Annotated in this window: 21 protein-coding genes and 1 pseudogene; 4 read left to right on the top strand and 18 right to left on the bottom strand. The window is 66.5% G+C overall.

Going from position 1 to position 20597, the window contains the following annotated elements; translation table 11 throughout:
* Positions 1 to 502: NAD(P)H-hydrate epimerase (locus tag HMPREF1023_RS02285; protein ID WP_304411927.1), on the top strand; the 502-nt coding region annotated here is incomplete at its 5' end.
* A 282-nt stretch (positions 503 to 784) separates the two neighbouring features.
* Here the strand turns inward: HMPREF1023_RS02285 and HMPREF1023_RS02290 are convergent.
* The 13 genes from HMPREF1023_RS02290 to HMPREF1023_RS02350 form a co-directional block, all read right to left on the bottom strand.
* Complete coding sequence (locus tag HMPREF1023_RS02290; protein WP_009304533.1) at positions 785 to 1786, bottom strand: NAD(P)H-dependent glycerol-3-phosphate dehydrogenase; 1002 nt, start codon at positions 1784 to 1786, stop codon at positions 785 to 787.
* A gap of 9 nt (positions 1787 to 1795) precedes the next feature.
* The gene (plsY, locus tag HMPREF1023_RS02295) at positions 1796 to 2464 is read right to left on the bottom strand and encodes a glycerol-3-phosphate 1-O-acyltransferase PlsY (RefSeq protein ID WP_009304534.1); all 669 of its coding nucleotides are present in this window, start codon (positions 2462 to 2464) and stop codon (positions 1796 to 1798) included.
* Positions 2465 to 2469: 5 nt separating this feature from the next.
* Positions 2470 to 3786 (bottom strand): ribosome biogenesis GTPase Der, encoded by a 1317-nt coding sequence (gene der / locus HMPREF1023_RS02300; RefSeq protein ID WP_009304535.1) that lies wholly within the window; start codon positions 3784 to 3786, stop codon positions 2470 to 2472.
* 34 nt (positions 3787 to 3820) lie between these two features.
* The gene (locus tag HMPREF1023_RS02305) at positions 3821 to 5254 is read right to left on the bottom strand and encodes a DUF512 domain-containing protein (RefSeq protein ID WP_009304536.1); all 1434 of its coding nucleotides are present in this window, start codon (positions 5252 to 5254) and stop codon (positions 3821 to 3823) included.
* Between the two features lie 23 nt (positions 5255 to 5277).
* Complete coding sequence (gene ispH, locus HMPREF1023_RS02310) at positions 5278 to 6114, bottom strand: 4-hydroxy-3-methylbut-2-enyl diphosphate reductase (protein WP_009304537.1); 837 nt, start codon at positions 6112 to 6114, stop codon at positions 5278 to 5280.
* Complete coding sequence (locus tag HMPREF1023_RS02315; protein WP_009304538.1) at positions 6111 to 6986, bottom strand: 1-acyl-sn-glycerol-3-phosphate acyltransferase; 876 nt, start codon at positions 6984 to 6986, stop codon at positions 6111 to 6113. Before HMPREF1023_RS02315 ends, ispH begins: the two co-directional genes overlap by 4 nt.
* Positions 6983 to 7660, bottom strand: a complete 678-nt coding sequence (gene cmk, locus HMPREF1023_RS02320) for a (d)CMP kinase (protein ID WP_009304539.1) — start codon at positions 7658 to 7660, stop codon at positions 6983 to 6985. Before cmk ends, HMPREF1023_RS02315 begins: the two co-directional genes overlap by 4 nt.
* On the bottom strand, positions 7657 to 8985 hold the full coding sequence (gene aroA, locus HMPREF1023_RS02325) for a 3-phosphoshikimate 1-carboxyvinyltransferase (RefSeq protein ID WP_009304540.1): 1329 nt from the start codon (positions 8983 to 8985) through the stop codon (positions 7657 to 7659). The genes cmk and aroA overlap by 4 nt, the downstream gene beginning before the upstream one ends.
* A complete protein-coding gene (locus HMPREF1023_RS02330) occupies positions 8975 to 10147 on the bottom strand; it encodes a prephenate dehydrogenase/arogenate dehydrogenase family protein (protein WP_050784802.1) in 1173 nt (390 codons plus the stop codon). Before HMPREF1023_RS02330 ends, aroA begins: the two co-directional genes overlap by 11 nt.
* An 87-nt stretch (positions 10148 to 10234) precedes the next feature.
* Positions 10235 to 11092 carry a pseudouridine synthase gene (locus HMPREF1023_RS02335; RefSeq protein ID WP_009304542.1) on the bottom strand — a complete coding sequence of 286 codons (858 nt, stop codon included), beginning with the start codon at positions 11090 to 11092 and terminating at the stop codon, positions 10235 to 10237.
* Between the two features lie 165 nt (positions 11093 to 11257).
* Positions 11258 to 12067 carry an SMC-Scp complex subunit ScpB gene (gene scpB / locus HMPREF1023_RS02340; RefSeq protein ID WP_009304543.1) on the bottom strand — a complete coding sequence of 270 codons (810 nt, stop codon included), beginning with the start codon at positions 12065 to 12067 and terminating at the stop codon, positions 11258 to 11260.
* 5 nt (positions 12068 to 12072) lie between these two features.
* Positions 12073 to 12864, bottom strand: coding sequence for a ScpA family protein (locus tag HMPREF1023_RS02345; protein WP_009304544.1), 792 nt, complete (start codon positions 12862 to 12864; stop codon positions 12073 to 12075).
* A 12-nt stretch (positions 12865 to 12876) separates the two neighbouring features.
* Positions 12877 to 13554: a site-2 protease family protein gene (locus HMPREF1023_RS02350; protein WP_009304545.1), complete on the bottom strand. Its 678-nt coding sequence runs from the start codon at positions 13552 to 13554 to the stop codon at positions 12877 to 12879.
* A gap of 320 nt (positions 13555 to 13874) precedes the next feature.
* On the opposite strand from HMPREF1023_RS02350, the gene HMPREF1023_RS02355 reads away from it, so the two are divergent.
* Positions 13875 to 14657 (top strand): glucose 1-dehydrogenase, encoded by a 783-nt coding sequence (locus tag HMPREF1023_RS02355; RefSeq protein ID WP_009304546.1) that lies wholly within the window; start codon positions 13875 to 13877, stop codon positions 14655 to 14657.
* Positions 14658 to 14739: 82 nt separating this feature from the next.
* Here the strand turns inward: HMPREF1023_RS02355 and serC are convergent, their stop codons facing one another.
* The 4 genes from serC to HMPREF1023_RS02375 form a co-directional block, all read right to left on the bottom strand.
* Positions 14740 to 15819, bottom strand: coding sequence for a 3-phosphoserine/phosphohydroxythreonine transaminase (gene serC / locus HMPREF1023_RS02360; protein WP_009304547.1), 1080 nt, complete (start codon positions 15817 to 15819; stop codon positions 14740 to 14742).
* 129 nt (positions 15820 to 15948) lie between these two features.
* A complete protein-coding gene (locus HMPREF1023_RS02365) occupies positions 15949 to 16419 on the bottom strand; it encodes a tRNA (cytidine(34)-2'-O)-methyltransferase (protein ID WP_009304548.1) in 471 nt (156 codons plus the stop codon).
* Positions 16416 to 18488, bottom strand: coding sequence for an ABC-F family ATP-binding cassette domain-containing protein (locus tag HMPREF1023_RS02370; protein ID WP_009304549.1), 2073 nt, complete (start codon positions 18486 to 18488; stop codon positions 16416 to 16418). Before HMPREF1023_RS02370 ends, HMPREF1023_RS02365 begins: the two co-directional genes overlap by 4 nt.
* Positions 18489 to 18641: 153 nt before the next feature.
* Complete coding sequence (locus tag HMPREF1023_RS02375; protein ID WP_175282514.1) at positions 18642 to 19061, bottom strand: cupin domain-containing protein; 420 nt, start codon at positions 19059 to 19061, stop codon at positions 18642 to 18644.
* Positions 19062 to 19261: 200 nt separating this feature from the next.
* On the opposite strand from HMPREF1023_RS02375, the gene HMPREF1023_RS02380 reads away from it, so the two are divergent.
* Positions 19262 to 19645 carry a MerR family transcriptional regulator gene (locus HMPREF1023_RS02380; protein WP_009304551.1) on the top strand — a complete coding sequence of 128 codons (384 nt, stop codon included), beginning with the start codon at positions 19262 to 19264 and terminating at the stop codon, positions 19643 to 19645.
* A 75-nt stretch (positions 19646 to 19720) separates the two neighbouring features.
* Here HMPREF1023_RS02380 and HMPREF1023_RS02385 read toward each other — a convergent pair whose 3' ends face one another.
* Positions 19721 to 19924, bottom strand: a complete 204-nt coding sequence (locus HMPREF1023_RS02385; RefSeq protein ID WP_009304552.1) for a cold-shock protein — start codon at positions 19922 to 19924, stop codon at positions 19721 to 19723.
* 345 nt (positions 19925 to 20269) lie between these two features.
* On the opposite strand from HMPREF1023_RS02385, the pseudogene HMPREF1023_RS15130 reads away from it, so the two are divergent.
* Positions 20270 to 20597, top strand: a pseudogene (locus tag HMPREF1023_RS15130) (IS256 family transposase); the annotation flags it as partial.

The raw sequence follows: 20597 nt of genomic DNA on the forward strand, positions 1-20597 counted from the left end.
CGCCCGAGCCGCCGAGGACGGCCTTCCGCTGTCCGTGCTCATCGCACCCGACGCCGACGTGCTGGCCGATGCCGTCGACGAAGCCGAGGCCGTGGTGGACGCGCTGCTGGGCACCGGTTTCTCCGGCGGCGAGGTACGCGAGCCGTACGCCGGCTGGATACGGGCCGCCAACCGCCGGCGCTTCGAGGGGAAGCGCGGCAAGGGCCGCGGGCGGCATCGCAAGCGCACGCACGAGCGAGGCGAGCACGAACGGCCGCGGCGCTCGCTGCCTGCGAAGGCCAAGGACGCCCCGTTCGCCGTGGCGGCAGACGTCCCCAGCGGCCTCTCGGCGCAAACCGGAGCCGCGGCGCGGCCGACGTTCGCCGCCGATGCTACCGTGACGATGCTCGCCTACAAGCCGGGCCTCGTCGCTTCCGCGGGCGCCCCATGGGTCGGCGCCGTGAAGCTGGCGAAGCTCGGCGTGGACGCGTCGAAGTACTTGGAAGCCGAAGAGCGGGCGTAAAAAAGCCTCCCTTGGGTTGGGGGGACCCGAGGGAGGCTATGCAGTGCGCACAGAGGAGAAGGGGGAAGGTGCGCATGCTCACGGCCCGTCGAAGGTTTGAGAGAGAGTGAGAGAGGGGGGGTTCACACGAGAGACGAGACGACGGGCACTCGGATAGATTGTCAAAGCCGCTCTTTCGGTTGGCAAGGACTAGAGTACCCGCGCTGCGGCCGTGCGACAATACGCTCGCGCGTTCGGTGAACCCCCGGTCAACGCCTTGTTGCCTCGGTGTGGATTGACGCGCTAGAGCCCGTAGAACTCGGTGGTGAGCGGACGGCTGGTGAGGGTCTTGGCCACATCGTGAGGGTCGGCGCCCTCCCAGGCGATGCTGCGCACGACGTCGGTGATGGGAAGCTCCACGTCGTAGCAGTCCGCCAGGGTCTTGAGCGTCTTGCACGCGAGCGCCCCTTCGGCGACCATGTGCGTCTGCGCGGCGAACTCCTCGAGCGTGCCGCCTTCGGCCAGAAGCTTGCCGAAACGACGGTTGCGCGAATGCCCGGAGGTGCACGTGGCCACGAGGTCGCCCGTGCCGGCCAGCCCCATGCAGGTGATGGCCTGCCCGCCGCAGCGCACGACGAGGCGGCTCATCTCGGCCAAGCCGCGCGTCATGAGCATGGCAGCCGTGTTGTCGCCGTACCCCAGGCCGTAGGACACGCCCACGGCGATGGCTATTACGTTCTTGAACGCCGCGCACAGCTCCACGCCGCACACGTCGTCGCTGACGTAGGTGCGGAACGTCTCGGACGCGAACAGCTGCTGGAAGAACGCCGCAGTCTCCTCGTTGGAGCCGGCGATGACGGTGCCCGACGGGATGCCCCGGATAACCTCCGCGGCGAAGTTCGGCCCCGACAGCACGGCCAGGCGGCTCGCGTTGCCCATCTCGGCCTCGAACACCTCCACGGGCAGCAGGCCGCTTCCCTCCTCGACGCCCTTCGAGCAGATGATCACCGGGAAATCGTCGTCCACCGCCTCGGCCAGCACGCCGGCCACGTCGCGCATGACGCTCGACGGCGTCACGATGACGGCGGCCTGCGCGCCCGCCAAGGCCTCCTCGTAGGAGGTCGTGGCCACGATGCGCGGGGAAAGCTCCACCTCGCTCAGGTAGCGCGGGTTCGCATGCGAGGCGTTGACGGCCTCCACCACCTCGGGCTTGCGGGCCCACAGCCCCACCTCGTTGCCGTTGCATGCCAGCAGCTGCGCGAGTGCCGTCCCCCACGACCCCGCCCCGATAACCGCGATCTTCATGTGAGTTCCCTACGCTTCCTTCTTCTTGCCCTTGTCGCCGATCCTGCTTTCGGTGCCGGCTCGCAGACGCTTGATGTTCTCGCGGTGCGCCCAGACCACGGTCAGGCCGGCAACGGTGCAGAACAGCCAGGCCAGCCAATCGCCCCAGAAGAAGTATAACGCGAAGAACGGGCAGGCCGCAGCCGCCGCGATGGAGCCGACGGACACGCGCTTCGTCGCCACGACGAGCACGATGAAGATGAGCAGCTCGAGGCAGGCGCCGATCCAGCCGAACGTCACGAACAGGCAGCCCACGGCCACCGCGATCCCCTTGCCGCCCTTGAAGCCAAGCCACGGGCAGAAGATATGGCCCCACACACAGCCGAGGAACGCCACGGCCAGCATGGTGTCGTACGTGACGAGCGCGCCGGGCTCAAGGCCGCCGCCCGGCAGGAACTGCATGCTGAACGCCCAAGCCAATACGCCCGATAGCAGGCCCTTGCCGAAGTCCAGCACGAACACGGCGTAGCCGCCCACCTTACCCATCGTGCGGATAGCGTTGGTGGTGCCGATGTTGCCGCTGCCGTGCTCGCGCAGGTCGGTATGGTAGAACACCTTCGAGATGATCAGCCCGAAGGGAATGGATCCCAACAGAAACGCGGCGACGAACAGGCCGGCCGCAACCAGCAAATCCCCCATGACCCCTAATCCTTCTTCTTGAACTTGATCCTGATGGGCGTACCCACGAGCTCGAAGTTCTCGCGCAAGCGGTTCTCGAGGTAGCGCTCGAAGTTGTCGTCCACGAGGTCGGGGCGGTTCGCGAAGAACGTGAATTGCGGCGGACACGTAGCCGTCTGCGTGACGTACTTCATGCGCAGCACCGCCTTGCCCTTGCTCACCGTGTGGCCGAACTCTCGGATGCCTGCGAGCCACGTGTTCAGGCGGTTCGTGGGGATGGTCTGACTGTAGTTCTCATAGGCCGCGTTCACGGCGTCCCAGATGCGATCGACCTTCTTGCCCGTGAGCGCCGAGATGGCGATGACCGGAGCATAGCCTACGAACGTGAGACGGTCGGCGATGCGCTCGCGGATCTCGGCCTTCGCCTCAGGCCCCTCGATGAGATCCCATTTGTTCAGCACGATGACCATGGCGCAGCCGCGCTCGGCCGCGAAACCGGCGACGCGTTGATCCTGATCGGTGAGGCCCAGCGTGGAGTCTATGACCAGCAGCGCAACGTTGGCGCGGTCGATGGCTCGCATGGCGCGCACGAAGCCGTAGTACTCCACGTCCTCGTCGATCTGGCTCTTGCGGCGCAGACCCGCGGTATCCACGATGGTGTAGCGCTGGCCGTCGTGGACGATATGGGTGTCGATGGCGTCGCGCGTGGTGCCCGCCACGTCGGAGACGATGGAGCGGTCGTTGGCGGTGAGCTTGTTCGTGAGCGACGACTTGCCGGCGTTCGGGCGGCCGATGATGGCCACGTTGATGCCGTCTTCCTCGTCGGCGTCGGCGGGCAGGTCCACCTTCTTCAGCTCGTTCACGACCTCGTCCAAGAGGTCGCCCGTCCCGTGGCCGTGCATGGCCGAGACCGGCCACGGATCGCCCAGGCCCAGCTGGTAGAACTCCCACACCTCGTCCATGCGGTTCGGGGTGTCCAGCTTGTTCACCACGAGGAACACGGGCTTGGACGTCTTGCGCAGGATGCGCGCAACGGCCTCGTCGTCGGCGTTGACCCCGGTCTTGCCGTCCACGAGGAACAGGATGACGTCCGCCTCGTTCGCGCCGGCCAGCGCTTGATTGCGTATGGAGCCTTGGAAGGCGTCGTCATCGCCCATCTCGATGCCGCCGGTATCGATGAGCTTGAAATCGACGCCGTTCCAGTCGGCCTCATGATAGGAGCGGTCGCGCGTGACGCCGCGCATCTCGTGGACGATGGCCTCGTCGGCCTGGGCTATGCGGTTGACGAAGGTGGACTTGCCGACGTTCGGCCGTCCGACCACCGCGACGATGGGTAAAGGCATATTGCTACCTCGCAGATTGCTTCGGTTGGTGCGGTCAGGAGGTCGGATCGGTTCGTCCGACCAGGTGGATGATCTCGAGGAGATAATCCGATGCGTTACAGGATACCACGGACATGCGCGCGCCCGCCCGCTTTTCCATATCCTCCAAACTCATGTCATCGAGCGTTACCGCGTCGTCGTTGAACACGACGCGCGGGATGAGCGCCAGCTGCAAGCCGCGCTCGCGCTCGGCACGCACGGCATCGGCCATGTCGCAGCCGCACAGAAGTCCCGTCACGTCCACGTTGCCGCCGAAGAACTCGTTCTTCACGAACAGCGGGATCAGCAGCCCCTTGAGCGGGCTCGCATCGATGAGCGGGCCCAGGAAGTGGCGCGTCGCGCAGCCGGCCACGTAGTGGACGCGCGCGTCGGCGGCGCGCAGAGCCGCGGCGCAACGCTCGACGAGCCCCGCGCGCTCTGCCCTTTTCCAGTCGTCAACGAACGAGCGGATGATGCCCACGCCGTCCTCGAACATGCCGAAGTCGCCGTAGTGCTCCGACGGCGGCAGGTTCCGCATCAGCTCGGGTCCGTAGGCGTTATGGTAGAACTCGTCGGCCGGGAAGGCCCACATGCTGCCGCGCTCGGCCAGAGCGCGCCGTTGGAACGCAATGACGAGGTCCATCACCGCGCGCGACGACACGGGGTCGTTGAAGCTGCGGTCGAAGACGCTCTGGTGCTTCGTGAATCCCAGCGGCACGATGCACACGTCGAGAATGCCGGGGCGCGCGTACGCCCAGGCAAGCGTGTCTTCCAGCACGGCGCCGTCGTTCTGGTCGGGCACGAGCACGATCTGGGCGTGGAACTCGATGCCCGCTTCCAGCAGCCGCTCCAGCACGTCGACGCCGTGCTGCGCGTGCTTGCCGATCATGCGTCGGCGCACCTCCGGATCCGCCACGTGCAGCGACAGGCGCAGAGGCGATATGCGCTGCTCGACGATGCGCCGTTCGTCTTCGGGCTTCAGGTTGGTGAACGTGACGAAGGTGCCCGCGAGAAAGCTCAGGCGGAAATCGTCGTCGCGCAAGGTGAGCGAGGAGCGCATATCGTCGGGCAGCTGGCGCATGAAGCAGAACGTGCAGGCGTTGCGGCATTGCCTCACGCCGTCGAACACGACGCCTTCGAACTCGAAGCCCCAGTCCTCGCCCTCCTCGCGCTCCAGTTCCACGACGCCCTCGTCGCCGTCGAGATCGACGTAGCCCAGCTCCATGACGTCGTCGGCCGCAAGCCAGCGCCAGTCGATGAGGTCGCGCACGGGCCTGCCGTCCACCGTGGTCACGTAGCATCCAGGCTCGAACCCCGCATCGTCGGCCGGGCTGTCGGGCGCGACGGCGATCACGAGAGCCCGCGGCGCCTCGCGCAGCGCGCCGCAGCCGCCGCGCTGCCTGGCCGCCGCCTCGCGATCGATATCGCCCGACGGGTACACCGGCGGCATCGGACGCGCTCCGGCATCCGCGCTCACAGCGCCTCCAGACGCTCCACGATGGCGGCTATCTGGTCTTCGGGAGTGGAGGCTCCGGCGGTGACGCCGACGCTCTCGCAGCCGACGAACCAGGAGGGATCCAGCTCCTCGGGCGCCTCCACGTGGTGGGTGCGCGGGCACGCGGCGGCGCAGATGTCGGCCAGGCGCGTGGTGTTCGACGAGTTGCGGCCGCCGATGACCACGATGGCGTCCACCTCGTCAGCGAGCGCCGCGGCCGATTCCTGGCGCTGGCGCGTAGCGAAGCAGATGGTGTTCTTCACCTCGGGCCGGATGCCGCGCGCGGCGAGCGCCTCGACCACCGCGTCCAGCGCCTCGCGGGTTTGCGTCGTCTGCACGACGATGCCCACCGGCGCCTCGATGCTCGCAGGCAGGTCGCCCGGGGCGGCGACCACGAACACCTCGCCCCCCGCTTCGCGCGCGTAGGCCACAAGGCCTTCCACCTCGGGATGGCCCTCCTCCCCCACCACCACGACGCAGCCGCAGCGGCGTGCAAGCTCGGCGGCGGCCTTCTGTGCGCGAGCGACGTGCGGGCACGTGGCGTCGATGAGGGGCAGCTCGCGTTCTTCCACCGCGCGGCGCACCGCGGGGGTCACGCCGTGACTGCGGATGATCACCGAGCCGCGCTCGACGTTCTCGGGGCCGTCGACCGCGCGGATGCCGCGCGCCGCCAGCTCGGCCACCACCTGCGGGTTGTGGATGAGCGGGCCCAACGTGGATGCGCCCTCGCCGCTGGCGCTGGCCTCGACTGCCATGTCGAGCGCGCGCTGCACGCCGTAGCACGCCCCGGCGTAGCGGGCCTTCACCACCCTCATGCGATCTCCTGAACCTTCGCCGCCTTCGCCGCCTTCGCAGCCGCCTTGGCCTCGATGCCGGCGACGACCTCGGCCGTCGTATGATGCGGGACGGGGTGCTCGGCGAACACGGCCGTGAAGTCCTTGCCGCCGGGGAACAGCGCCGGCATGTCCACCTGCTCGCGCGGCACGTTCAGCGACAGCGCGAAGCACTCGCGCATGGCGTACCACGAGCAGCCGTCCAAGCGGTCTTCCTTCGGCAGGAAGTCGAAGTCCTCGACGAGGACGGGGTCGCCGTACTCGATGGTGATCTTCGGGAAACGGAAGCGCTCGCCCTTGTGCTTCACGTGCTCGGCGTTGCGCACGGTCATGGGAAGGATGGGCGCGTGCCCCATCTTCGCGATGAACGCGGCTCCCGAGTGCAGTTCAGGCGTGCGATCGCTTTTGCCGCGACGGGTTCCCTCGGGCATGATGCCCACGATCTCGTTGCTCTTTAGCATGCGCGTGGCGCGCTTGATGGCGGTGCGGTCGGCCGCGTCGCGCTTGATGGGAAACGCGCCCACGCGCGACAGCACCTGGCCCACCAGGCCGTGCGCGTTGCCGAACAGGTTCTCGCGCCCGAGGAAGCGCACCCACTGCGAGGGCCGTCCGGCCAGGTACATAAACGCCACGTCGAGGAACGACGTATGGTTGCCGACGACCACCACCCCGGTCTTGTCCTTGAAACCGCGCAAACTCTCGCGGTGGTCGACCCGGTAGCGGAAGCAGATCTTGAACACGAAAGCCAAGAAGCCCCAGATGAGGTTGCCGGCCCAGTGCGGCACCTGCTTCTCGTCGGACGTGCCGCCCAGCGGCATGTCCCACATCTTCTCGTACGGGAGGAACAGGCTCATCGCGCGCCCTTCTCGCGGGCGAGCGCGCAAATGTCCTCGATGACCTCTTCGATGTAGCGGCCGGTGGAATCCAGGCGCACGGCATCGTCGGCCGGGCGCAAAGGCGAGGTGGCGCGCGAGGAGTCCTGATCGTCGCGACGGCGGATGTCGGTGAGCACCTCGTCGTAGTCGACGGAGCCCACGCCGCGGTCGACGTTCTGGCGCACGCGGCGATGCGCGCGCTCCTCAGCCGATGCGGTGAGGAACACCTTCACCGGAGCCTCGGGGAACACGGTGGTGCCGATGTCGCGGCCCTCCACCACGTAATCGCCCGCGCGGCCGATGCGCTGCTGCTGCTCAACGAGCGCCGCGCGCACGGAGGGCGCGGCCGACACGGGGCTCACGGCGCGGTCGATCTCGGCCGTGCGGATGGCATCGGTCACGTCGATGCCGCCGATGGAAACGCGGCGCGGAACCGGCTCGCCCTCCTCGTGCGCGAAGGCGATGTCGTGGGCGCGCGCGAGGCGGCCGAGCGCTTCGTCGTCGTCGAAGGGAACCCCGTCCTGCAACGCCCGCCAGGCGACGGCGCGGTACATCGCGCCCGTGTCGAGGCAGGAGAAGCCCAGCTCGCGGGCGACGGCCTTCGCGACCGTGGACTTGCCGGCCCCGCTGGGGCCGTCGATGGCAATGATCATCGTGCCAACCTTTCGATATCGGTGAGGAACTGCGGATAGCTGATTTTCACGGAGTCGAAGTTCTCCACTTCGACGGGAGCGTTGCCGCACAGGCCGGCGAGCGCCCAGGTCATGGCCAGACGGTGGTCGTTCTTCGAGTCGAATGCGGCGCCGACGGGCACTTGCAAGCCCGGCTGGCCTTCCACGAACAGGTCGTTGCCGTCGATCCACGCGTCCACGCCGAGAGTCTCAAGCCCCTCCACGATGGCGGCCAGGCGGTCGGTCTCTTTCACGCGCAACTCGCTGACCTCGCGGAACACGGTGACGCCGCGCGCGTGAGCCGCCACGAGCGCCAACACCGGCACTTCGTCGACGATGGTGGCGATCTTGTCGGCCGGCACCTCGCACCCATGCAGGTTCGGCGTGTAGCACGCCGAAACGATGCCGTAGGGCTCCTTGCCCGCCGCTCCCGTGTGACGCACGCTGATATCGGCGCCCATGCGCTCGAGCGTGCGCGTGAACCCGATGCGCGCGGTGTTCAAGCTGACGTTCTCCACCTGGATGGAGCTGTCGGGCTTCAACACGGCAGCGCAGACGAGGAACGCCGCCGAAGACGGATCGCCCGGCACCTGCACCTCGCAGGCCCGTAGCGCAGCGGGACCCGTCACGCTGGCCGTGCGGTCGGCCGCTGTGGTGGTCACGCCGAATTCGGGCAGCATGAGCTCGGTATGGTTGCGCGAGGGCGAGGGCTCGTTGAGCGTCGTCGTGCCCCGCGCATACACGCCGGCCAGCAGCACCGCGGTTTTGAGCTGGGCCGACGCCATGGGGGCGTCGTAGGTTATCGCGCGCAGGCCCTCGGAGCCGCACACCGTGAGCGGCAGCGTCTCGCGCCCTTCGGGCTCGAAGCGCGCGCCCATCTTCATGAGCGGCGCGGTGATGCGGCGCATGGGACGGCGCTGCAGCGAGTCGTCGCCCGTCAGCTCCACGCGCACGCTCCACGGCGCCAGCACGCCCATGAGCAGGCGCACCGTGGTGCCGGAGTTGCCGCAGTCGATGGGAGCCTCGGGCTGCGAGGGGCCGGCGGCGCCCCACCCCGTGACGCCTCCCGCCAAGCTGCCGTCGGGCTGCTTCTCGAGCGACACCTGCGCGCCCAGCTGGCCTACGGCCCTGATGGACGAGCGCACGTCCTCGGAGTCGAGCACGCCCGAAAGTCGCGAGGTGCCCTCGGCCATGGCGGCGAACAGCACGGCGCGGTGCGATATGGACTTGTCGCCCGGGACCGAGGCCGAGCCGCGCAGGGGCGCCGGCAGCGGGTTGACGACGGTGGCGTTTGCTTCATGCGACATGGGTATGCTCCTTTGCCGTCAAGGGACTGAACGATACTGAAAATCCTGCGTTGATGAGCTGGGCTGACAGCTGGCCGATATCGCCCTCGTCGGTAAGCACGAGGCTGAGCACGGCGCTGTCCTCCGTGACGTGGTCGATCTCGATGGACTGGATGTTGCACCCCACCGAGCTGGTGACGGTGGTTACCTCGGCCACGACGCCCGGACGGTCCTCCATGGGGATGCGCACTTCCAGCAGACGCTCCGTCGAGGGCACCCAGGCGGCCGGCAGCGCGCGGCGCGCGGCCGCCGCGTCGGCCAAAAGCGTAGTGAGCGACGCGCGGTCGTCGGATGCCAGCGCGTCGGCGAACGCGCCGATGATGCCCTGGATCTCGTCGAGCCCGTCGGACAGCGCGTCCTTGTTGTCGAAGGCGATGCCGCACCACAGCTCGGGCGAACCGGCCGCGATGCGCGTGGAGTCCTTGAAGCCTCCGGCGGCCAGGCGCATGAGCGCCTGCTGGTCGTCGGCGTGGCGGCTGGCCAGCTGCACGAGCGAGGACGCCATAATATGCGGCACGTGGCTGACCACGGCCACCGCCTCGTCGTGGTCCTCGCGCGGCAGCGCGATGACGCGCGCGCCGATGGAGGTGACCAGCTCGTGCAGGCGCGGGAAGTGCTCGGCGGGCGTGTCGGCGTCAGGACAGAGGATCCAGTGCGCGCCCTTGAACAGGTCGGGTCGCGCGCCTTCGATGCCGTTCACCTCGGAGCCGGCCATGGGATGCCCGGGCACGAAGTTCTCGGGATGCGGCAGGACGCGCTCGGCCAAAGCCGTGATGCGCGCCTTCGTGGAGGCGGTGTCCGTGACGATGCCGCGATAGTCCCACCGCGCGAGGTCTTCGAAGTAGCGCTCCGCCGCGCCGACGGGCGTGGCGAGCACCACGAGGTCGCAGCCGTCGCCGACGAAGCGTTCGAACGCAGGATCGTCCGGCAGCGCGCCGTCCGTGGCCCAGCCGCGCTCGACGGCTTCGGCCAGCGTGCGTTCGTCGATGTCGACAGCCAGCACTCGCGTGTCGGGATACGCCGCGCGCACAGCGGCGGCGAACGAGGCGCCCACCAGTCCGAAACCTACCACCGCTATACGGCGAAACGCCTGATCAGGTTGCGTTGTATGCTGGTGTGCCATGAAACGGGAGCGCCTTTCTAGCATAGGGGTTCATTCCGTGTTCCGCAGGCTCCCGCTGCGCGGTCTCCTGCGGGTTTCATTCTAGCATTATTCGGCACGTCCGATGGCCTGGTGGAGCGCCGCCACTTCTTCGGCATCGAGCGCGCGCCACGCCCCGCGCGGCAGATCGCCCAGCTCGAGCGGGCCGAACGAATCGCGATGAAGCGCCAGCACCGGATGGCCGACGGCGGCCAGCATGCGCTTCACCTGGCGCTTACGGCCCTCGCGGATGCCCAAGCGCACGATGGAGCGCCGCGTCGCGCGCCCTTCGCACACGGCCGCATACTCCTTCGAGGAGCGCGGCGGCACGGCGGCGGGGATCTCCAGCAGACGCTCGGCATGGCGAGCCGCCCCGCCCTCCACCACGCGCACGTCGGCCGGCTGCGTCGGGCCGTCGTCCAGCTCGATGCCGCGCCGCAGAAGCGCCAGATCGCGCTCGGTCGGACGACCCTCGACGCAGGCCAGGTAGCGCTTCGTCACATGATGCTTCGGATGCAGCAGGCCGTTGCCCAGCTCGCCGTCGGTGGAGAACAGCAGCAGGCCCGTCGTATCGAAGTCCAGCCGCCCGATGGGGAACAGCCCCGGATAGCGCTCGGTCGGCACGAGCTCGGCCACGGTACGCCGTCCCTGCGGATCGGACATGGTGGTGACGAACCCGGCCGGCTTGTGCAGCATGATGGTGACGGGCCCGTCGGCCAAGCGCACGACCGCGCCGTCCACCGCCACCTCGTCCACGAGCGGATCCACCTTGCTTCCCAGCTCGGTCACCACCTTGCCGTTCACGGTCACGCGCCCCGCCGTCATAAGGTTCTCCGACCCCCGCCGGCTAGCCGCCCCCGCCCGAGCAAGGAACTTCTGCAACCGCATGGGAACGATGCGGCTCTCGCAATCGGATACCTCTCCCATGTCGCTCACCTCCCGCCTCCGATCTTCGGAAACCCGTCGTTCGAGACGACGACGCAAGACGCACGGCGCTCGGCGCCGGCGGCGGTGCCCACCAAGCGAGTTCCGCAGCGAAGCGAGGACTGTCTGAGCGACTGGGCACCGCCGCCGGCGCCGAGCGCGGAAAGCCTACTCATCGTCCGTCTCGAACGTCAGCTTGTCGAAGTCGATCTTCTCCACGAGCCCGAACCCGCTGGCCATAGCCTCGGCGAGCATCTGCTGAGCCGCGTCGGAGGCCGCTTCCTCGCGCGGACTTTCCGCGATGCTCCCCGGTCCTTCGTCGTCCAGCTCGAAGCGCACGCCGTCCAGAGGATCGGCCTCATCGCCGTCCAGGCGCGCGTCATCGGCGACAAACGCGTCCTCGCGCGTTGCGCTCAGGCGCTCGCGTATGAACGCGCGCGTGTCGTCGTCGGGCGCGAACTGGTCGAGGTCGGGCAGGTCGGCCGTCGAGCGCAGGCCGAACTTCTCCAAGAACGCGCGCGTGGTGGCGTAGAGCGTGGGGTTGCCAGGCGCGTCGGCTACGCCCGCCTCGCGCACGAGCCCCTTCTCAACGAGCGAGTTGATGGAGCTGTCGGAGTTCACGCCGCGCACCGAGGCCACGCCCGAGCGCGTCACCGGCTGCAGGTACGCAACGATGGCGAGCGTCTCCATGGCCGCCTGCGACAGCTTGCGCGTGTCCCACGACAGCACGTAGCGCTCGATGAGCTCGTGGTAGGCGGGGTGCGTGTACAGCCGCCAGCCGCCGGCCACCTCGCGCAACTGGATGCCGCGGTTCTCGCCTTCCAGCTGATCCCGCAGCTCCACGAGCGCGCGTTCCGCCTGGCCAGGCTCTACCTCCAGCATGTCGGCCAACGCGATGGTGCCCACCGGCTCGTCCGTGACGAACAGCATGGCTTCGATCGCGCCCTTCAGCTGGTTGTCCTGCAAGCCTTGGAACATGGATCCTACCCCTCCTCCACCGAGGTCAGCGAGTCATCGCCCGTGAGCACGAGCTCGCCCGACCCTTCGATGTAGCGTATGTCGATATCGCCGAACAGCTCGGCCTGCTCGATCTTCACCATGGCGCGCTTGTACAGCTCGAGCACAGCCAGGAACGTCACCACCACCACCGGCACCGGCGTGCGCTCGTCCACCAGTTCCGAGAAGCGCAGCGTCTTCTTGTTCTGGATGCGCTGGTGGATGGCACGCACGTGCACCTCCACGGGGATGGGCTTCGCAGCGATGTGCTCCGATTCCAGCAGGAACACGTCGCGGCGCGCGAAGGCGCGGGCGGCCAGCAGCGCCAGGCCGTCCATCGTGACGTCCTTCAGGTAGTCAGGCATGAGGTTCAGGAAGCACGCGTCGGGCCCGAACGGGCGCGGATGCATGCGTCCCTCGGACACGAAGCGCATGTGCAGCGCGCTGGCAGCGTTCTTGTACTGCTTGTAGGCCAGCAGACGCTCAACGAGGATGTCGCGCGCCTCGCTGGGCGCCAGCTCCTCGAACTCTTCGGCCACCGCGTCGCGCTCGCGCGGCAGCAGGCTTTCGGCCTTGATCTCCAGCAGCGTGGAAGCCACCAACAGAAAGTCGCTTGCCACGTCGAGATCGAGGTTGTCCATGCGCGACACCTCGGCAAGGTACTGGTCGGCGATCTGCGTGATGGAGATAGCGCCGATATCCACCTTCTGCCGGCTGACCAGGTACAGCAAAAGGTCGAACGGCCCCTCGAAGCTGTCTATGCGAACCTTGTACGACATGGAGCCGCCCTGCTACCTGCCAAAGGAGAACAGCAGGTCGAACACGTTGCCGGCCGTCGCGTCCAGATAGATGCCGATAGGATTGAAATGCAGCACGTACGGCACGAGGAGCACCACGATGAGGAACACCGGCATCGCGTAGCGCTGCACTTTGTAATACTGCGGCAGATACTTCTGCGGCAGGAAGAACGCGAAGATGGACGAGCCGTCCAGCGGCGGGATGGGCAGCAGGTTGAAGAACATGAGGTACAGGTTGATGAGCGAAAACATGGGAAGGAACAACGTGAGGAAGTAGTAGAAGACGTCGTTCTGCGCCAGCGCGCTCACCGGCAGCACGAGCATGACGAGCGTGTACACGACTGCGCCCAGGACGGCCAGCACGAGGTTGGCCGCAGGCCCGGCGAGGCCCACGATGAGGTCGCCCTTGCGCGGGTCCTTGAAGTAAGCGGGATTGTACGGCACCGGCTTCGCGTAGCCGAACACGGGCATGTTCATGGCCATGAGCAGAAGCGGCATGATCACCGTGCCGAAGGGGTCGATGTGCTTGAGCGGGTTGAACGACAGCCGTCCCGCGCGCTTAGCCGTGGGATCGCCCAGCTTGTAGGCGGCGAAGCCGTGGCACGCCTCGTGGCACACGATGGCGGGCACGAAGCTCAGAATGGAGCATATGAGGTAGGGTATCGAAATCATAGTGCGATCAGTCTACCGCAACCGCAGAGGGCGACGTGCGCCGGGAGGGAAACTTCACAAGGAGCGAACGCCGCGAAGCCGGACTCGGCATGCGGAAACGCATCTTCGCTCCAAAAACACGCCTCAGTCGCTGAGGCGTGTTTTTGGAGCGAAGATGCCCGGCGCCAGCGCCGCTGGAAAACGTTTTCGCGCCGCTCGTGTCGCGCGAGCCCCGCGTTCAGCGCCGAACAGGCCTTTCGCCGCGGAACCGGTTCAGCGCGACCCGGCGCGCATGGTACGCTTCGTGCATGATTTCCCGATCGCGAAAAGGAGCCATCGCCATGTCAGAAGCACGCCACAACCCCGTTCTCGCAGGTCAGACCGCCGTCATCACCGGAGGCGCTTCCGGCATCGGCAAGAGCATCGTCCAACGCTTCCTGGAGGCGGGCGCAAGCTGTCTGGCCGCCGACCTCAACGAGGAGGCTCTCGCCGCGCTCAAGCAGGAGCTGGCCGAGTACGGAGACAAGCTGGACGTCGTCAAGGTGGACGTGTCGAACCGAGACGACGTGGAGGGCATGGTCGACCGCGCCGTCCAGACGTTCGGGCAGATGGACATCATCGTGAACAACGCCGGCATCATGGACAACCTGCTGCCCATCGCCGAGATGGACGACGACGTATGGGAGCGTCTCATGAAGGTGAACCTGAACAGCGTCATGTACGGCACGCGCAAAGCCGTCCGCTACTTCATGGAGCGCGGCGAAGGCGGCGTCATCATCAACACCGCGTCGCTGTCGGGCCTGTGCGCCGGACGAGGAGGCTGCGCCTACACGGCCTCGAAATTCGCCGTGGTGGGCCTGACGAAGAACGTGGCGTTCATGTACGCCGACACCGGCATCCGCTGCAACGCCATCTGCCCCGGCAACACGCAGACCAACATCGGCGTCGGGATGCGCCAGCCCAGCGAGCGCGGCATGGCGAAGGCGACGACCGGCTACGCCGGCGCCACCCGCTCCGGCACCCCCGAGGAGATTTCCGCCGCCGCGGTGTTCCTGGCCTCCGACCAGGCCGGCTTCATCAACGGCGAGACCCTCACCATCGACGGCGGCTGGAGCGCGTACTAGGAGCCCCGGTCCACCATCGCCCCAATGAGAAGCGCCCGGCCGACGGCCGGGCGCTTCGTCGATCGCAGGCGGTTCGCGCCGCCTACGCGTTCTCGCGCTCGAACTCGCCCATGAACTTCACGAGGGCCTCGACGCCTTCGCGGGGCATGGCGTTGTAGATGCTGGCGCGCATGCCGCCCACGCTGCGGTGGCCCTTGATGCTCTCGATGCCGACCTTCTTCGCTTCGGCGACGAACTTCGCGTCCAGCTCGTCGCTTCCGGTGACGAACGGCACGTTCATGATGGAGCGGTCCTCTTTGCGCGCGGTGCCCTTGAACAGCGCGCTCTGGTCGAGGAAGTCATACAGAAGCTGCGCCTTCTCAACGTTGCGCTCTTTCATGGCCTCGAGGCCGCCCTGGGCCTTCAGCCACTGGAACACCTTGCCGCACATGTAGATGCCGTACGCAGGCGGGGTGTTGTACAGGCTCTTCGCGTCGACATGCGTGTCGTAGCGCAGCATGGTGGGCGTGCCGGGCAAAGGCTCGGACACGAGGTCGTCGCGGATGATGACGATAGTCACGCCGGCCGGGCCCACGTTCTTCTGAACGCCGCCGTAGATGAGGCCGTACTTCGACACGTCCATGGGCTCGGACAGGAAGCACGACGACACGTCGGCCACCAGCGGTTTTCCGTTCGTGTTGGGCAGCTCGTGGTACACGGTGCCGTAGATGGTCTCGTTCTGGCAGATGTAGACGTAGTCGGCGTCGTCGGACAGCTGGAGGGCGCGCACGTCGGGCACGTAGCTGAAGTTCTCGTCCTCGGAGGAGGCGACGCAGCGGGCATCGCCGAAGATCTTCGCTTCCTTGAACGCCTTCTTCGACCACGAGCCGCTGACGATGTAGTCGGCCACCTTGTTCTTCATGAGGTTCATGGGGATCATCGCGAACTGCGTGGACGCGCCGCCCTGTAGGAACAGCACGCGGTAGTTGTCGGGAATGTCCATGAGGTCGCGGATGTCCTGCTCGGCGGCCTCCATGATGGCGGCGAAGGGCTTGGAGCGATGGCTCATCTCCATGACGGACATGCCGCAACCGCGGTAGTCGAGCATCTCGTCAGCGGCTTCGCGCAGCACCTCCTCGGGCAGAACGGCGGGACCGGCGGAGAAGTTGTACACTCGAGCCATGGGAACGACCTCCTTGATACGTGACGCAGACAATGCGGTCAAGTATACACGCGTTCCACGTCCTCCGCGCGCTTTATCTTGCTAAAGCGCGAAAATGCCCGCTTGGACGGCTGGGTCAACCTGCAGCTCCTACCCCAGTCCCGGCCACCCTTGCTGGCGCAGGGCCTCGTAGGCGGCCACCGCCACGGCGTTGGACAGGTTGAGGCTGCGCAGGCCCTCGCGCATGGGGATGCGCACGCAGCGGTTCGCGTACGCCTCGATGAGGCCGAGGGGCAGGCCCCGGCTCTCGCGGCCGAACACGAGGAAGGATCCCTCCCCGTACGCCACGTCGCCGAACCCTCGACAGGCCTGCCCGGTGAACAGGTGCAGCTCGTCGGCCGCATGAGCCTCGAAGAACGCCTCGGCGCACGGCCAGCGCACGATGTCCACCTCATCCCAGTAGTCGCAGCCCGCACGCGCGAGGTTCTTCTGCGTCAGGCGAAATCCCATGGGCTCTACGAGGTGCAGCCGCGCTCCCGTGCAGGCGCACGTGCGCGCGATGTTGCCGGTGTTCTGCGGGATCTCCGGCTCCACCAGCACGATGTTCAAAAGCCGCGTCACAGCTGCTCCGCCTGCCTCGCCATCTCTTCCTCCAGCTCCTCGGTGAGCAGGAACCACTCCTCCTCGGCGGCGGTCAGGCGCTGCTTGAGCTTGGCGTGCTCGGCCACGGCGTCCGACGAGGCGTCCTCGTTGATGTAGAAGGCGGGGTCGGCCATGAGCTCCAGCAGCTCGGCCATGCGCGCGTTGTCGCGCTCCATCTGCTTGTCCAGCTCGGCGATTCGCTTGCGATGGTTCTTGAGCGCGGCGTAGGCGCGGTTGCGCGCCTCGGCCTCGCGGCGCTTCTGCTCCTTGGTCTTGGGCGAGCTCGCGCGCGGCGCCGTGAGCTCGGCTTGGGGCCCGCTCGCCGCAGCCGAAGTCTTCGCATCCGCCTTCCCTTTCGCACCCTTGGCGTCCTTGGCCTTCCCCGCCGCTTTCGCCTTGGGGCCTTCGTCCAGCATCTCGTCCACAAGCGACGGGCCGCTAGGGCCGTCGCCGTCCAGCTGTCCGCTCTTGAACAGGTAGTAGTCGTAGTCGCCGTCGTAGTTCGTCGCGCGCCCGGGCTCGATCTCCACGATGCGGTTCGCCACCCCGCGGATGAGGTGGCGGTCGTGCGTGATGAAGAGTATCGTGCCCTCGAACACCTTGAGCGCCTGCTCCAGGATGTCGGCGCTGGCGATGTCGAGGTGGTTCGTCGGCTCGTCGAGGCACAGAAGCGGCCGCGGGGCCACCAGCATCTTCGCCAGCGCGAGACGGCTCTTCTCGCCGCCGGACAGCACGCTCACCCTCTTGTCCACCGCATCGCCCGTGAACAGGAACGCGCCCAGAAGCGTGCGAACCTGCGAGACGCTCCAACCCGGCGCCACGCGGTCGAGCTCTTCGAACACGGTGTTGCCGGGATGCAGCTCCTCCAGCTGGTGCTGCGCGTAGTAGGTCTTCGACACGTGCACGCCGTACTCGATGGTGCCCGCATCGGGCTCGATGGCGCCCGCGATCATCTTGAGCAGCGTCGACTTGCCCGCGCCGTTGGGCCCCACGAGCGCGATCTTGTCGCCGCGGTACATGGTGAAGTCGAAGCCGTCGTACACGGCCTTGTCGCCGTAGCGCTTCACGAGGCCGCGGGCGCGCACCACCTCGTCGCCCGTGCGCGGGGGCTGCTTGAAGTTGAACTTGACGGTCTTCTTCTCCTCGGGAAGCTCGACGCGCTTGATCTTCTCGAGCTTCTTCACGCGATCCTGCACCTGCTTGGACTTCGTGGCCTTGTAGCGGAACTTCTCGATGAACGCCTCCATATGGGCGATCTCCTCGGCCTGCTTCGCCGCCTCGGCGCGCAAGCGCTCAAGACGCTCCTCGCGCGTCCTGAGGTAGGCCGAGTAGTTGCCCTTGTACAGGTTCACCTGGCCGTTGTCCACTTCGGCCACGCGGTCCACCATGTTGTCCATGAACGCGCGGTCGTGGCTGACCACGATGACCGTGCCGGCGTAGCCGCGCAAAAATCCCTCGAGCCACTTCACGCTCTCCAGGTCGAGGTGGTTGGTGGGCTCGTCGAGCAGCAGCACCTCGGGGTTGCGGATGAGCAGCTTCGCCAGCGCGATGCGCATCTGCCAGCCGCCCGAGAACTCGGTGGTGCAGCGCGAGAGATCGCCCTCCTTGAAGCCCAGGCCGAACATGACGCTGCGCACCTTCGCCTCGATGGTGTAGCCGCCCAGCACCTCGTAAGCGTCGCGGGCGCGCCCGGCGGCGGCAAGCTGCTGCGGCGTGGGAGCCTCGCCCAGCTCGGCTTCCAACTTGTGCAAACGGCGCTCGGCCTCCAGCACCTCAACCTGAGACGACATGACCTCCTCGAAGATGGGCTGGTCGGCCATCTCGATGGCCTCCTGCTCGAGGTAGCCCACGCGCGCGCCCTTCGCGAACAGCACGCGACCCTCGTCGGGATCCTCGGCGCCCGAGATGATGTTGAGCATAGTGGTCTTGCCGGCGCCGTTCGGGCCCACGAGCGCCAGGCGCTCGTATTCCTCCAGGCGGAACGTCACGTCGTGGAAGAGCTGGCGCCCTCCGAACGACTTCGAGATATGTTCAAGTTGCATGATCATGGTGCGTGCGCGCTTTCTGCTTGCGGTTCGGTGCATGGCTGCGCCCGCAGGCGCAACTTGTCTATGATACCGGAAGAAGCCGTTTGCGACGAAACGGCTTCTTCAATCGCAGAAAGCTCCTATATCGGCGCGAGCCGCGAGCAGCCGCGAGCGCTATGCCAGCGCGGCGTACTCCTCATCCGCAACGGGCTCCAGCCACTCGTTCGACGCGCCTTCGGCCGGCACGGCGATGGCCACGTGCGAGAACCAGCTGTCCGACGCCGCCCCGTGCCAATGCTTCGTTTCGGGCGGGATGCTCACCGCATCGCCCGGCTTGAGCTCGCGCGCGGGCCGGCCCCATTCCTGGTAGTAGCCGCGCCCGCCCGTGACCAGCAGGATCTGGCCTCCGACATGGTGCACGTGCCAGTTGTTGCGACATCCCGGCTCGAACGTCACATTGCTCACGCTCACGCCCGCATCCGCCCCGGTCAGCGGCGCCAGATAGCTCGTGCCGACGAAGTACTGCGCGTACGCCTCGTTCTCCTCGCCCAGCGGAAACACCGCTGCAGGGCCCAAGCTCTCCTTCATGTCCATGATGCATCCTTCCTTTTCGCCGGAAGGCTTGTCCGGCATCCTGCCGTCCCCCGCCTTGCCCAGTCTGACGAACCCATCCTAGTCCTTTGAGCGGACTCCAAGTCAAGGGAACACGCGAATCCGAACCGACTTGCCTGCCATCGCTTGACTTGGAGCGGGCTCCATGTGGTTCAATGCACCTACGAGGTAAGGAGCTTCCCATGAAGATCGCCGAAGTGAGCAAGGAATACGGCCTGTCCGCCGACACGCTGCGCTACTACGAACGCATCGGCCTGCTGCCGAACGTCACCCGCACGGCAAGCGGCATCCGCGACTACAGCGAGCAAGATTGCGCGCGCGTGCAGTTCGCGAAGTGCATGCGGGCCGCCAGCGTGTCCATCGAGGCGCTCATCGAGTACATGGCGCTGTACGACCAGGGCGATTCGACTCTCGAAGCGCGCAAAACGCTGCTCGAGGAGCAACGCGCGCTCGTGGAGCGGCGCATCGCCGAGATGCAGGCCGGCCTCGATCGCCTGAACTTCAAGATCGACAACTACGACAAGACCATCCATGACTGCGAGAAGAAGCTGCGCGGCGAAGCGTGATCCGCAGAGCCCGGCCTTGCATGCAAAAAAAGCGGCCCCTAAGGGCCGCTTTTGCTCGTTCATGCGTTCAGAGCTTTAGAGCACGCACACCTGCGTGGCCTGGCTCTTGCCGTTGGAACCGGACGCGATCACGAATTCCACCTTGGCGTTTTCGTCGAGGCTCTTGTAGCCGTCGCCCTGAATCTCGCTGAAATGGACGAACAGGTCTTCGCCGTTCTCCTGGGAGATGAAGCCGTAACCTTTTTCAGAGCTGAACCACTTAACCGTACCTTGAGACATACAAACCTAGCTTTCCACCCCGAAGGGCTCATACTGCGACGCATGCAACCGTGTTGTCAGCGTTGCGATCATAAGCGACGTGTTGTCGCCTACCTCAGTATAAGCCCTGCAACGGAGAATCCGAGGAGCAGAGCCCGATACTTGCTCGCACACAAGATCAGGGTTATAGGCAAGAAAGTGTGTCCGTTTTAGGGGTGTAAGGGCAGGTCAAACCCTCGATAAACCATCGTTTAAATTTCGGAGGCAGGTTTAAGTGCCTGGCAAGAATGTGTGTCCGCTTTCGACTTGACACCGCAGGTCAGAGGCCGTAAACCGCCCTCTTAAATTCCGTGGTTCAATCACGGGATGAAGAAGATACTGTGCCCTGCGTGCGGGGGCGACACGAAACGCAACGGGAAGACCTCGTCGGGGGCGACTCGTTGGCGCTGCAAGGCATGCGGCGCATCCACCACGCAACGTTACGACAACGAGCCTAAACTGCTAGAGCTGTTCCTGAGGTGGCTGCTCTCGAAAAAAGACCCAAGGCGAGTTCGGCATGCCCGGACGCACCTTCCGGCATCTCACGAATAAGTTCTGGGACCTGTGGCCCGTGGCTCCTGTCTGTGACGAGGTCCACCACGTGGTGGAGGTGGATGGCCTTTGGCTGGGGCGCGACGTCGTGATTATGATCGCC

It is taken from the genome of Eggerthella sp. 1_3_56FAA (assembly GCF_000185625.1).
Lineage (GTDB): Bacteria > Actinomycetota > Coriobacteriia > Coriobacteriales > Eggerthellaceae > Eggerthella > Eggerthella lenta.

What these genes read in the sequence shown, in the direction of transcription:
- HMPREF1023_RS02290 (WP_009304533.1), bottom strand. Translation starts at nt 1,786, where the DNA reads ATGAAGATCGCGGTTATCGGGGCGGGGTCGTGGGGGACGGCACTCGCG.
- plsY (WP_009304534.1), bottom strand. Translation starts at nt 2,464, where the DNA reads ATGGGGGATTTGCTGGTTGCGGCCGGCCTGTTCGTCGCCGCGTTTCTG.
- der (WP_009304535.1), bottom strand. Translation starts at nt 3,786, where the DNA reads ATGCCTTTACCCATCGTCGCGGTGGTCGGACGGCCGAACGTCGGCAAG.
- HMPREF1023_RS02305 (WP_009304536.1), bottom strand. Translation starts at nt 5,254, where the DNA reads ATGCCGCCGGTGTACCCGTCGGGCGATATCGATCGCGAGGCGGCGGCC.
- ispH (WP_009304537.1), bottom strand. Translation starts at nt 6,114, where the DNA reads ATGAGGGTGGTGAAGGCCCGCTACGCCGGGGCGTGCTACGGCGTGCAG.
- HMPREF1023_RS02315 (WP_009304538.1), bottom strand. Translation starts at nt 6,986, where the DNA reads ATGAGCCTGTTCCTCCCGTACGAGAAGATGTGGGACATGCCGCTGGGC.
- cmk (WP_009304539.1), bottom strand. Translation starts at nt 7,660, where the DNA reads ATGATCATTGCCATCGACGGCCCCAGCGGGGCCGGCAAGTCCACGGTC.
- aroA (WP_009304540.1), bottom strand. Translation starts at nt 8,985, where the DNA reads ATGTCGCATGAAGCAAACGCCACCGTCGTCAACCCGCTGCCGGCGCCC.
- HMPREF1023_RS02330 (WP_050784802.1), bottom strand. Translation starts at nt 10,147, where the DNA reads ATGGCACACCAGCATACAACGCAACCTGATCAGGCGTTTCGCCGTATA.
- HMPREF1023_RS02335 (WP_009304542.1), bottom strand. Translation starts at nt 11,092, where the DNA reads ATGGGAGAGGTATCCGATTGCGAGAGCCGCATCGTTCCCATGCGGTTG.
- scpB (WP_009304543.1), bottom strand. Translation starts at nt 12,067, where the DNA reads ATGTTCCAAGGCTTGCAGGACAACCAGCTGAAGGGCGCGATCGAAGCC.
- HMPREF1023_RS02345 (WP_009304544.1), bottom strand. Translation starts at nt 12,864, where the DNA reads ATGTCGTACAAGGTTCGCATAGACAGCTTCGAGGGGCCGTTCGACCTT.
- HMPREF1023_RS02350 (WP_009304545.1), bottom strand. Translation starts at nt 13,554, where the DNA reads ATGATTTCGATACCCTACCTCATATGCTCCATTCTGAGCTTCGTGCCC.
- HMPREF1023_RS02355 (WP_009304546.1), top strand. Translation starts at nt 13,875, where the DNA reads ATGTCAGAAGCACGCCACAACCCCGTTCTCGCAGGTCAGACCGCCGTC.
- serC (WP_009304547.1), bottom strand. Translation starts at nt 15,819, where the DNA reads ATGGCTCGAGTGTACAACTTCTCCGCCGGTCCCGCCGTTCTGCCCGAG.
- HMPREF1023_RS02370 (WP_009304549.1), bottom strand. Translation starts at nt 18,488, where the DNA reads ATGATCATGCAACTTGAACATATCTCGAAGTCGTTCGGAGGGCGCCAG.
- HMPREF1023_RS02375 (WP_175282514.1), bottom strand. Translation starts at nt 19,061, where the DNA reads ATGGACATGAAGGAGAGCTTGGGCCCTGCAGCGGTGTTTCCGCTGGGC.
- HMPREF1023_RS02380 (WP_009304551.1), top strand. Translation starts at nt 19,262, where the DNA reads ATGAAGATCGCCGAAGTGAGCAAGGAATACGGCCTGTCCGCCGACACG.
- HMPREF1023_RS02385 (WP_009304552.1), bottom strand. Translation starts at nt 19,924, where the DNA reads ATGTCTCAAGGTACGGTTAAGTGGTTCAGCTCTGAAAAAGGTTACGGC.